Genomic DNA, 11,860 nt, shown 5'->3' on the forward strand with positions numbered 1-11,860 from the left:
TTGAACGGACGACAGACGAAACAAAAACAAGAAACACAGCTAGGTACCGTCGATGAAAACCTTCAGCCGCTCTGCGTTTCACCTGCCACATCTGCTGCGCCTGTCCGCAGTCCTCCCCCTGTTCGAATCCCTGTGTATCCAGCGCAAGGGCGCCATGGTCTGTTGCATGCCCGGTGCGCCTATCGTGCGCTTGCCCCGTTCCTGATCCGTCACGCCTTATCCATAAAACCAACAAAAAAGTGGAGAAAGACCGTTCATGAAGACCAAGACCCGTATCGCCTCGCTGGCCCTGTCGTTGATGCTCACCAGCGGCGCTGCCCTGGCGGACCTGAAGATCGGCGTCAGCATGTCCCAGTTCGATGACACCTGGTTGACCTACCTGCGCGAGTCCATGGACAAGAAAGCCAAGTCCTTGCCCGATGGCGTCACCCTGCAGTTCGAAGACGCGCGCAGTGACGTGGTCAAGCAACTGAGCCAGGTGGAAAGCTTCATCAGCCAGAAGGTCGATGCGCTCATCGTCAACCCTGTGGACACCGCCGCGACCCAGCGCATCACCAAGGCCGCGGTGGCTGCCGGTATCCCACTGGTGTACGTCAACCGCCGCCCGGACGATCCGAAATTGCCGGAAGGGGTGGTCACCGTGGCCTCCGATGACCTCGAAGCCGGGCGCATGCAGATGCAATACCTGGCCGACAAGATGGGCGGCAAGGGCGACATTGTGATCCTGTTGGGTGACCTGGCGAACAACTCCACCACTAACCGCACCAAGGGCGTCAAGGAAGTGCTGGCCAAGTACCCGGGCATCAAGATCGAACAGGAGCAGACCGGTACCTGGTCGCGGGACAAGGGTATGACCCTGGTCAACGACTGGCTGACCCAAGGCCGCGAGTTCAACGCGGTGGTGTCCAACAACGACGAAATGGCCATCGGTGCGGCCATGGCCCTCAAGCAAGCGGGTAAAGAGAAAGGCAGCGTATTGATTGCCGGGGTCGATGGCACGCCGGACGGTTTGAACGCTATCAAGAAAGGCCAAATGGCGGTCTCGGTGTTCCAGGACGCCAAGGGCCAGGCCGATGGCTCCATCGACACGGCGGTCAAAATGGCCAAGGGCGAGAAAATGGCGTCCGTCGTGGTGCCGTACCGCCTGATCACGCCGGACAACGTCGATCAGTTCAAGTGACGTTCAACCCGGTCCCACCACAACAATAAGCAGGCAAGGTTGCAACGCCACCTTGCCGAGGGAGTACCTGATCATGTTCGCTTCAGCGACTGCTTCGAGCGCCCCGGCCATGACTTTCCAGCCGGACGTATTACTTGATGAGCCGTACCTGCTGGAAGTCGTCAATGTCAGCAAGGGCTTTCCCGGTGTGGTGGCCTTGTCCGATGTTCAATTGCGGGTGCGTCCCGGCTCCGTGCTGGCCCTGATGGGGGAAAACGGTGCGGGCAAATCCACCTTGATGAAGATCATCGCCGGCATCTACCAGCCGGACGCCGGCGAACTGCGCCTGCGCGGCAAACCGGTGACCTTCGACACGCCGCTGGCGGCGTTGCAGGCCGGCATCGCGATGATCCATCAGGAACTGAACCTGATGCCCCACATGAGCATCGCCGAAAACATCTGGATCGGCCGCGAGCAGCTCAACGGCCTGCACATGGTCGACCATGGCGAAATGCACCGCTGCACCGCCCGGCTGCTGGAGCGCCTGCGCATCAAGCTCGACCCCGAGGAGCAGGTGGGCAACCTGAGCATTGCCGAGCGACAGATGGTGGAGATTGCCAAGGCTGTCTCGTATGACTCCGACATCCTGATCATGGATGAGCCGACTTCGGCCATCACCGAGACCGAAGTCGCCCACCTGTTCTCGATCATTGCCGACCTCAAGTCCCAGGGCAAAGGCATCATCTACATCACCCATAAGATGAACGAAGTGTTTGCCATCGCCGATGAAGTGGCGGTGTTTCGCGACGGCGCCTATATCGGCCTGCAACGGGCCGACAGCATGGACGGCGACAGCCTGATCTCGATGATGGTCGGGCGTGAGCTGAGCCAATTGTTCCCGGTGCGCGAGCAACCCATCGGTGAGTTGGTGCTGTCGGTGCGCGGCCTGAGCCTGGACGGCATCTTCAAAGGCGTGTCCTTCGACCTGCATGCCGGGGAGATCCTGGGCATCGCCGGGTTGATGGGCTCGGGCCGGACCAACGTGGCCGAAGCGATTTTCGGCGTGACCCCGAGCACCGGCGGCGAAATCCTGCTGGACGGCCAACCGGTGCGCATCAGCGACCCGCACATGGCCATCGAGAAAGGCTTCGCGCTGTTGACCGAGGACCGCAAGCTCAGTGGCCTGTTCCCGTGCCTGTCGGTGCTGGAAAACATGGAGATGGCCGTGCTGCCCCATTACGTGGGCAACGGCTTCATCCAGCAGAAAGCCCTGCGCGCCTTGTGTGAGGACATGTGCAAGAAACTGCGGGTCAAGACCCCGTCGCTGGAGCAGTGCATCGACACGTTGTCTGGCGGCAACCAGCAGAAAGCGCTGCTGGCCCGCTGGCTGATGACCAATCCACGCATCCTGATCCTCGACGAGCCGACCCGCGGCATCGATGTCGGCGCCAAGGCCGAGATCTACCGGCTCATCGCCTATCTCGCCAGCGAAGGCATGGCGGTGATCATGATTTCCTCGGAACTGCCGGAAGTATTGGGCATGAGCGACCGGGTCATGGTGATGCACGAAGGCGACCTGATGGGCACGCTCGACCGCAGCGAAGCGACCCAGGAACGCGTGATGCAACTGGCCTCGGGCCTGTCCTGATGCCTTTTGGCTCAGGTAAATAAAGTCGAGCAAAAATGTGGCGAGGGAGCTTGCTCCCGCTGGGGCGCGAAGCGGCCCTGTGTCGGCTCGCAATACGGCCCAGCGGAGCAAGTTCCCTGGCCACGGATCAAAAAAGGTGATTGGCTATGAACGCGATACTGGAAAACAAACCCGCGGCAGCACCGAACAGGACCCGGCGGCGGTTGCCGACGGAACTGAGCATCTTCCTGGTGCTGATCGGCATCGGCCTGGTGTTCGAAATGTTCGGCTGGATCATGCGTGACCAGAGTTTCCTGATGAACTCCCAGCGCCTGGTGCTGATGATCCTGCAAGTGTCGATCATCGGCCTGCTGGCCATCGGCGTGACCCAGGTGATCATTACCACCGGCATCGACCTGTCGTCCGGCTCGGTGCTGGCGCTGTCGGCGATGATCGCCGCCAGCCTGGCCCAGACCTCGGACTTCGCCCGGGCGGTGTTTCCCTCGCTGACGGACTTGCCGGTGTGGATACCCGTGGTGGCGGGGCTTGGGGTCGGGCTGCTGGCCGGGGCGATCAATGGCAGCATCATCGCCATTACCGGCATCCCGCCGTTCATCGCCACCCTCGGCATGATGGTCTCGGCCCGTGGCCTGGCACGCTACTACACCGAAGGCCAGCCGGTGAGCATGCTGTCCGATTCCTATACCGCCATTGGCCATGGCGCGATGCCGGTGATCATCTTCCTGGTGGTGGCGGTGATCTTCCACATTGCCCTGCGCTACACCAAGTACGGCAAGTACACCTACGCCATTGGCGGCAACATGCAGGCGGCGCGCACATCGGGCATCAACGTCAAGCGCCACTTGGTGATCGTCTACAGCATTGCCGGGTTGCTCGCGGGGTTGGCTGGCGTGGTGGCCTCGGCGCGGGCGGCGACCGGCCAGGCGGGCATGGGCATGTCCTATGAGCTGGACGCGATTGCGGCGGCGGTGATCGGCGGCACCAGCCTGGCGGGTGGGGTGGGGCGCATCACCGGGACGGTGATCGGGGCGCTGATCCTCGGGGTGATGGCCAGCGGTTTTACCTTCGTCGGGGTCGATGCCTACATCCAGGACATCATCAAGGGCTTGATCATTGTGGTGGCGGTGGTCATCGACCAGTACCGCAACAAGCGCAAACTCAAGCGCTGATCCGCAAAAGTTGCGACAAAGCGCCACGCCTGACCCGCGTGGCGTTGCCATTTGTCTTCTTAATACAGCAATTGCACCGAATTTCTTGTTATAAACGCACTCCGATGACTGCTAAAAGCCTGTCAGAGAACATTTGAGGGGGTTGTCGGACATTTTCCCTATGTTTTCAGTTGCTGAGGCCTCGACTCGGCCTTAGACTGCCGCCCCTCGTAAATTGAGTGCCGGGTGGCGCTTGCAATAGACGGCGCCTTTCCCGATGAGCGTGGCAGCTGCGCTGCGGGACGCTCCATAATTCGCCTTAATGCACGTTTTTTTATAGAGAAATCAATGACAAAGGAAAAGTTGCTGGCCATGCCGGCGGATGACTACATGAATGCCGAGCAGCTGGCTTTCTTCACCAAGCTGTTGCAGAACATGAAAGTCGAAACCCACGAGCGCATCGAACAGAACCGAATCGCCATTGAGAGCCTGGACACCCCGGCCGACCCGGCGGACGCTGCTTCCGTAGAAGAAGAGCGTACCTGGCTGGTCAACGCCATCGATCGCGACCAGCGCATGCTGCCTCAACTGGAGCAGGCCCTGGACCGCATCAACGACGACAGCTTCGGCTGGTGCGACGACAGCGGCGAGCCGATCGGCCTCAAGCGCCTGCTGATCAGCCCGACCACCAAGTACTGCATCGAAGCCCAGGAACGTCACGAACAGATCGACAAGCACCAGCGTCAGGCCTGATTCGCGTTGTTCAAAAAGATCGCGACCTTTTGACGAAGGCCGCGATCTTTTGCTTTCGCCGGTACCTGTTCGTCTACTCCCGTTGACCTGCTGCAAGAACACGACTAATGGACCATGGATAATGGCTCGGTAGTGGCGTTTAATGCGGTCATAACAACGAGAATGTGGGTGACGAACATGGCGACAGACGGAACGCTGGCGGGTGCGGTGCCGGCCTCGGTACCCGAAACGAAAGGCGCGGCGCGCTGGCTGACGCCGACCTTGCAGAGCCTGGCCCTGGCCTTGCTGCTGTGCGGTATGGCCTTGGGCGGCTGGTCGCTGTACTTGGGCCTGCCGCTGGTGATGCTGATCGTCTGGTTGCCGCGCCTGCGTTCACGCGTGGCCGCGGCAGCCGCACCCAGCACTGACACCCTGGCCGAGTTGACCCGCGACTTGTCCTACACCACCAGCCATAACGCCCTGTCGGCCGCCGGTGTTGCCTATTCGGTCAAGCAACTGGCCGGCAAGGTCCAGTCCCAACTCGATGCGGCGGCGCAGATCGTCAGCAATGCCGAATCGATGATCGCCACTGAACAGGCCACTTCACAACTCAGTCAGCAAGCCCTGGGCGCCGCCAGCGAGGCCCATCGCAGCAGCGTGGCCGGGCGCAGCGAACTGGTGGAGTCCATCAGCCGCATGCACCAGCTCAGCCAGCGGGCGAATGACAGCCGGGAATTGATCGAAGCCCTGAGCGTACGCAGCGATGAAATCCAGCGGGTCAGCCTGGTGATCCAATCGATCGCCAGCCAGACCAACCTGCTGGCGCTGAACGCGGCCATCGAGGCGGCCCGGGCCGGTGAGCATGGCCGTGGGTTCGCGGTGGTGGCCGATGAAGTTCGCGGCCTGGCCGGGCGTACCGCCGCGGCAACCGGCGAAGTCGGGGTGATGGTGGCCGACATCCAGCAGCGCACCGCCCAGGTGGTGGAGCAGATCCGCCAACTGGCCGCCGACCTGGACAGTGGTGTGCAGCAGGTCGAGCACACCGGCCAGCACCTGGAGAACATCGCCCGCCTTGCAGAAGGGGTTGAAACCCAGGTCGGTGCCATTGCCCAGGGCACTGACACCAATCGCGAACAACTCGACAGCCTGTTCCACGCCATCGAGCAGATGCGCAGCGACCTGTCCATCAGCGACCAGCAGACCCAGCGCCTGGCCGAGGCGGCGGTGCAGATGGAAGGCCAGGCCGAAACCATCAGCGAACGCCTGGCCGAGGTGGGCCTCGACGATTATCACCAGCGGGTCTACGACCTCGCGCGGGAAGGGGCAAGCCAGATCGCCGCGCAGTTCGAGGCCGATATCGACCAGGGCCGTGTCAGCCTCGAGGATTTGTTCGACCGTAACTATCAACCGATCCCCAATACCCAGCCGGCCAAATACCAGACCCGCTTCGACCGCTACACCGACCAGGTCCTGCCAGCGATCCAGGAACCGCTGCTGGCCCGTCACGAGGGCCTGGTGTTTGCGATTGCCTGCACCCAGCAGGGTTATGTGCCGACCCACAATAAGGTCTTCAGCCAGCCGCTGACCGGCGATCCCCAGGTGGACACGCTGAATAACCGCACCAAGCGCAAGTTCTCCGATCGCACCGGGATCCGCTGCGGCAGCCACCAGCAACCGGTGCTGTTGCAGACCTACACCCGGGACACGGGGGAGTTGATGCATGACCTGTCCGTGCCAATCATGCTCAAGGGGCGTCATTGGGGCGGCTTGCGCTTGGGCTACAAACCCGAGAAGCCGCGCTAGGTTTCAATGCTATCGATGTGGCAAGGAAGCTTTTGTGGCGAGGGAGTCCCCGCCGCGTCGCCGACGCTGCGCTGTCGCGCAGCAAACAAGTGCTCGGCTTAAGATTGGGTGCGCGCGGGGAAAGAGGCCGTAGCTATCACTGGTGTGTCCGCACCCGCGAGGGAGAGTGGCCGGCACGGTATCGGCGTGGAGTCGTTGTAGGCACAGCAAGCTGTGACCACGTATGAGAGAGTGAATCCGTTCGCCACCGTGTTCCCCGCGCGCCATTCAATCCTGCGAGGAATTGTCATGGCGCGCAAGAAGCAGCAGAAACGATTTGAAGTGATTCACCCTCATTGTGCCGGTATCGATATCGGCAGCCGCGAGCACTGGGTTGGCGTCAATCCCGATCAAAGCGACAAGCCGGTTCGCTGTTTTCCGGCCTTCACTGAGGATTTGGTGAGCCTGGCCGAATGGTTGGAATCGCTGAAAATCAAGGTCGTGGCGATGGAGGCCACTGGCGTTTACTGGATACCGCTGTTCGAGCTTCTCGATTCAAGGGGCTTTGAGGTGTATCTGGTCAATTCCCGTGCAACTCGTCAGATAAGCGGACGTAAATCCGATGTTCTGGATTGCCAGTGGATCTGGCAACTCATGACCCATGGCTTACTCAGAGGTGCTTTCCGACCCGCTGATGATATTTGCTCGATGCGATCATTGGTTCGCCAGCGGGCCATGAAGGTTCGTGATCAAGCCAAGACCATCAACCGCATGCAAAAAGCCCTGACGCAGATGAACATTCAGTTAGCCAATGTCATCAGCAATATTGCTGGCGTGACAGGGATGAAAATCATCAAGGCCATCATCGATGGCGAGCGTGACCCTCAAGTCTTGGCCAACTTCCGAGACGGCCGTATCAAGGCCGATCACCAAACCATTGCCCGCAGCCTGCACGGTAACTGGCGAGTCGAGCATCTGCATGCTTTGGCTCAGGAGGTGGCTGCTCATGATTTCCTTGAGAAGCAGATTGCCGAATGTGATCGGACCATCACTCAGGCACTTGATCGACTTCCAGTGCTGAACCATGAGCCCACGCAACCCACCAAGCCACTGCGTAGCCCGCATCGCTCGGCAGATGAACAAGCCAGCTTGCACCAGGCACTTGTGAGAATCATGGGCGTGGACCTGACCGCGATTCCCACCATCGGAATCGAATCCGCCTTGGTTCTGGCGAGCGAAGTCGGACCTGATTTGTCGCGTTTTCCGACTGAGCAACATTTCAGCTCCTGGATGGGGGTAGCGCCCTCAACCCGAATATCGGGGGGAAAACCCTTGCCCGGTCATGTCCCCAAGGTATTTAACCGGGCGGCACAAGCGTTGAAGCAGGCGGCCTCTAGCGCCCGCACCGATAAAAGCTTTATCGGTGCCAGTCACCGCGCCCGATTGGCTCGCATGGATACGGCCTGCGCCATTAAGGCTACGGCTCACCAACTGGCCCGCCTGATCTACGCCATGCTGACCAAGGGACAACCTTACGTGGCGCAGGATATGAACGAATACGAGGCCAAAAGCCGTGATCGCCAGCTGAGAGCCTTACAGCGTAAGGCTACAAAGCTGGGTGTTCGATTGGTCGCGGCTTAAAAAGCTTTGGAGAACAAGGGGATGGATTTTGTTTGATGAGAGCTTGCTCCCGCTGGGCTGCGCAGCAGTCCCAAAGGCTGACCCCCATCAATCTGCCCCACCGAGGCGGCAGGTCCAAGGGCTGCTGCGCAGCCCAGCGGGAGCAAGCTCCCTCGCCACAAGAGCGGTGGTGAATGCTATTAATGGGCCTTGCCGCTACTTGCCGTCGTGCAGGCGCACATTCAGCTGGTCCACCAGCACCGCTTCTTCGCCGTCTGCGAGCAGCCATTCCTGGAGCAGCTCTTTCTGCTGGTCCGACCAGAAATCAGCCTCCACCAGCTTGATTTCCGGGGACAGTGGGTGGGCCACGATAAAATCGTCAATGGCCTTGCCATCGGAGGGCAGGCCGAGTTGGTCGAACAGGGTCTTGAGGTCGTGGGAAGGCTGTTCCATGGAAGTCTCCTCTGGTCGGCGCCGTCATGGCGCGTCGGTGCTTCCTTTATCTGAGGCAAGCGCTTATCAGGAGTTCGATTGGAATCAGGCTTTCAAGGCGCCTTCGTCCACGGCGGCCTTCAGCGCCCTGGCTGCTTCCCTGGCGGCCTCGGCGGCGACTTGCGAAGTCTTGAACCAGCGATCCTTTTCCACCTGGTGGCAAGTGACAGTGGTCAACGGTGGTTTGGCACGCATTACAATGACCGCTTGGAACTCGCCTTCGACTTCCCTGGCCTCGCCCCGGATAAAAAATTCGCCAATATCAAATTCCGTCACGTCGCGCCTGCTCCTCAAAATCATTATGGGTGCGCGATCCGCCATTGGACGACGATCTTCGCTGGACGGGCAGTATGGCAGCAGTTGCCCGTCGGCGGCTGAGTTAAGTCATGGACGAAGGCATTCAGGCGCTCTGTTCGAGACGCCTGGCCAGGTGACAGGCCTCGTTATGGTCGGTTCGGAATCCTCTTACACGTCCAGTCGATGTTTCTTCTATATGAAAAAAACACTTGCCGGCCAGGACTACCCGGTAACGCGGTTGAATCAACGAAATTGACAGGCGATCGACACCGTCAAAGCTGTTGGCTGCTCCAGCGATGCATGGGGCGAAGGGGTGGGTCAGGGGAGGGAAAGCGATCATTATGAATTCCTTTTCATGATTTACCGACGAATTGCCGGCGACTTCGAGTAGTCTCCACGCCTTGAGCTGCTCTAGAATCGGCAGAGCCGTGTGGACGGTTGCGCCTATCTAAAGCAATTTTTTTTGGGCTCGATGTCAGAAAAATGCTTTTTTAAGTGAGAAATTTCCCTAAAGTTAGTAGTCCCATCTTTTCCGATGCTCAGAGTGGCGTTTTCCTTCAGCCTCTGGCGACTCCCCGGGAAAGACGGCGAGAGCGGCAACCTTTAGTCTGCTCTCGGCCCGGGACAGGGCGCGCCGTTCATTTCGAATTTCAGTGACAGGTCCATTACGACATTACAGTCGGTACGGGTTCTCGTGGTCCGTCCTTTGCGCGGGGCGGGTCTTTTTCAAAGATGGGGATGTTTCCTTGGCAGTAAGTAATCTCGACATGCATGCGTTATTTGTACTTGGTGACCTGCGGGCAAAACTGGTCAAACAATTCCAGTCACGTTTCGTCTACATCACCGAGCAGACCGCCGAAGGTATTTATGTTGCCGAAATCGACACCGAATCGGCCCTGGTAGTCGATGACAAACCCAGGCTGGAGCTCAAGGTCGGTGATCATTTTCGCGCGGCGGTATTGCCCAGTCGCGAAGGCGGCAAGTTTGAAATCCGCTTTCGCGAAATCAAGCTGACGGTCTATGGCCTTGGCGATTACGCCTTCGTCACGACTCCCGGTGGCCAGGCCATCCTGTTCAAGGAAGGCCACAGCGTAGTGACCGTGTTCGCGGCCAATGAACAGCTGCAGGAAGGCTTGACCAAGACCTTGAAAGCGGTAACCGCCAAGGCCGCCAAGTGGCGCAAGGGCGAACTGGTCACTTTCAAGGCCAGTGAGTGACCGTTTCGGCGCCTGTGCACCCAAACCGCTGACAGTTTCGCAAGATCTCGCTGGAACCTCGGCTACAGTCAATTGACTGAACTATTCAGGGGCTTGCGTTTCGTTACGCAGGGCCGTTCAGGAATTGCTGTTATCTGGCACGAGGTGCAAAGCATGAGACGAGTTCGACAGTGGCTGGCTGCCTGGGCCACCTTCGCTGTGTTGGTTTCACCCCTTCCGGCGTCGGCCGCCACAGCGCCGATCCACTTTGCCGACTTGAACTGGGAAAGCGGCAGCCTGATCACCGATATCCTGCGGGTCATCGTCGAAAAGGGCTATGGATTGCAGACCGACACCTTGCCCGGCACCACCATCACCCTGGAAACCGCCCTGGCCAATAACGATATCCAGGTGATCGGCGAGGAGTGGGCCGGCCGCAGCCCGGTGTGGGTCAAGGCCGAGTCCGAAGGCAAGGTGGTCGCCTTGGGCGATACGGTCAAAGGCGCGACCGAAGGCTGGTGGGTGCCCGAGTATGTCATCAAGGGCGACCCGGCCAAGGGCATCAAGCCCCTGGCGCCAGACCTGCGCAGCGTCGAGGACCTGGCGCGCTACAAGCACGTGTTCAAGGACCCGGAAAGCCCCGACAAGGGCCGCTTTCTCAACAGCCCCATCGGTTGGACCTCCGAGGTGGTCAACAAGCAGAAGCTCAAGGCCTATGGCCTGTCCGACAGCTACGTGAATTTTCGCAGCGGCTCGGGGGCGGCGCTGGATGCGGAAATCAGCTCGACGATCCGCCGGGGCAAGCCGATCCTGTTTTACTACTGGTCGCCCACGCCGCTGCTCGGGCGCTTCAAGCTGGTGCAGTTGCAAGAGCCGCCTTTCGATGCCGAGGCCTGGAAAACCCTGACCGACGCCGACAACCCCAACCCGAAGCCGACCCGCTCGCTGGCCTCGAAACTGTCGATTGGCGTCTCCGTACCGTTCCAGAAGCAATACCCGGACATTGCCGAGTTCTTCAGCAAGGTCGACTTGCCCATCGAGCCGTTGAACAAGGCCCTGGCCGACATGAGCGAGAAACGCACGCCACCCCGTGAAGCCGCCGAAGCGTTCCTCAAGGCGCATCCACAGGTCTGGCAGGCCTGGCTGCCCAAGGACGTCGCCGACAAGGTGTCCGCCGGTCTGTAGCGAGTACGTCAGTCAATTGAACAGTTGATCCTGGGCAAGTCGTCATTCGCTGAAAACTGGCAACCTGCGCCCGTCCAGCGAAATGCCAAATTCGAGCTAGGATGATTGTTCAACCTTTTTGAGGAGGCTGGCGAATGACGCTTTTATTGGCTCGGTCGCTGGTCGCAGTGTTTGCGACCATCAGCTTGATTCATTTGTATTGGGCCCTGGGCGGGCGGTGGGCGGCCCTGGCGGTGGTGCCCCAGGTGCCGGTGAAGCAGGGGGACGCGTTGCGACCGGCGTTCGACCCCTCGGGCTGGCTGACGTTGCTGGTGGCCCTGGCGCTGCTGATGATTGCGCTGCTGGTATGCCTGCGGGTCGGCCTGCTCGCCCAGCCGGTCACCCATCGGGCGTTGCAGTGGCTGATCAGCGCGATTGCCTTGCTGATGTTCGCCCGAGCCATTGGCGAGTCGGAGTTGGTGGGTTTCTTCAAGGAGGTCAAGGGCTCGACCTTCGCCAGGCTCGACACCTGGATCTATTCGCCGTTGTGCGTGGTGCTTGGGGCCGGGTTGTTGACGGTGGCGTGGGCCTGAACCTCTAACGGCGAACGCCGTTGTGGCGA

At 60.1% G+C, this 11,860-nt stretch carries 12 protein-coding genes; 10 read left to right on the forward strand and 2 right to left on the reverse strand.

Annotated features, from left to right (window positions below; genetic code table 11):
* Nucleotides 1-52: 52 nt before the first annotated feature.
* The 7 genes from HU715_RS06455 to HU715_RS06485 all read left to right on the forward strand — a co-directional run bounded on the left by HU715_RS06455 (nt 53) and on the right by HU715_RS06485 (nt 8,110).
* Nucleotides 53-205 carry a hypothetical protein gene (locus HU715_RS06455; RefSeq protein WP_186710408.1) on the forward strand — a complete coding sequence of 51 codons (153 nt, stop codon included), beginning with the start codon at nt 53-55 and terminating at the stop codon, nt 203-205.
* A 51-nt stretch (nt 206-256) separates the two neighbouring features.
* Nucleotides 257-1,180, forward strand: a complete 924-nt coding sequence (locus HU715_RS06460; RefSeq protein ID WP_186710406.1) for a sugar ABC transporter substrate-binding protein — start codon at nt 257-259, stop codon at nt 1,178-1,180.
* A 73-nt stretch (nt 1,181-1,253) separates the two neighbouring features.
* Nucleotides 1,254-2,807 (forward strand): sugar ABC transporter ATP-binding protein, encoded by a 1,554-nt coding sequence (locus HU715_RS06465; protein WP_186710405.1) that lies wholly within the window; start codon nt 1,254-1,256, stop codon nt 2,805-2,807.
* A gap of 146 nt (nt 2,808-2,953) precedes the next feature.
* Nucleotides 2,954-3,976, forward strand: coding sequence for an ABC transporter permease (locus tag HU715_RS06470; protein WP_186710404.1), 1,023 nt, complete (start codon nt 2,954-2,956; stop codon nt 3,974-3,976).
* Nucleotides 3,977-4,303: 327 nt separating this feature from the next.
* Nucleotides 4,304-4,708, forward strand: a complete 405-nt coding sequence (locus HU715_RS06475) for a TraR/DksA family transcriptional regulator (RefSeq protein WP_003202859.1) — start codon at nt 4,304-4,306, stop codon at nt 4,706-4,708.
* A 177-nt stretch (nt 4,709-4,885) separates the two neighbouring features.
* Nucleotides 4,886-6,490, forward strand: coding sequence for a methyl-accepting chemotaxis protein (locus HU715_RS06480; RefSeq protein ID WP_186710403.1), 1,605 nt, complete (start codon nt 4,886-4,888; stop codon nt 6,488-6,490).
* A 288-nt stretch (nt 6,491-6,778) separates the two neighbouring features.
* Complete coding sequence (locus tag HU715_RS06485) at nt 6,779-8,110, forward strand: IS110 family RNA-guided transposase (RefSeq protein ID WP_217884307.1); 1,332 nt, start codon at nt 6,779-6,781, stop codon at nt 8,108-8,110.
* A 195-nt stretch (nt 8,111-8,305) separates the two neighbouring features.
* Here the strand turns inward: HU715_RS06485 and HU715_RS06490 are convergent, their stop codons facing one another.
* Complete coding sequence (locus HU715_RS06490; RefSeq protein WP_186707340.1) at nt 8,306-8,542, reverse strand: DUF2789 family protein; 237 nt, start codon at nt 8,540-8,542, stop codon at nt 8,306-8,308.
* 84 nt (nt 8,543-8,626) lie between these two features.
* A complete protein-coding gene (locus HU715_RS06495; protein ID WP_186707341.1) occupies nt 8,627-8,857 on the reverse strand; it encodes a hypothetical protein in 231 nt (76 codons plus the stop codon).
* Nucleotides 8,858-9,645: 788 nt separating this feature from the next.
* Here HU715_RS06495 and HU715_RS06500 point away from each other — a divergent pair.
* The 3 genes from HU715_RS06500 to HU715_RS06510 all read left to right on the forward strand — a co-directional run bounded on the left by HU715_RS06500 (nt 9,646) and on the right by HU715_RS06510 (nt 11,831).
* Entirely contained in the window at nt 9,646-10,095 is a 450-nt protein-coding gene (locus tag HU715_RS06500; protein WP_053122788.1) for a hypothetical protein, read from the forward strand.
* A gap of 153 nt (nt 10,096-10,248) precedes the next feature.
* On the forward strand, nt 10,249-11,259 hold the full coding sequence (locus HU715_RS06505) for an ABC transporter substrate-binding protein (RefSeq protein WP_186707342.1): 1,011 nt from the start codon (nt 10,249-10,251) through the stop codon (nt 11,257-11,259).
* A 134-nt stretch (nt 11,260-11,393) separates the two neighbouring features.
* Nucleotides 11,394-11,831, forward strand: coding sequence for a DUF3995 domain-containing protein (locus HU715_RS06510; RefSeq protein WP_186707343.1), 438 nt, complete (start codon nt 11,394-11,396; stop codon nt 11,829-11,831).
* Nucleotides 11,832-11,860 lie beyond the last annotated feature (29 nt).

The sequence above is a fragment of the Pseudomonas zanjanensis genome (genome assembly GCF_014268745.2).
GTDB classification, from domain to species: Bacteria; Pseudomonadota; Gammaproteobacteria; order Pseudomonadales; family Pseudomonadaceae; genus Aquipseudomonas; species Aquipseudomonas zanjanensis.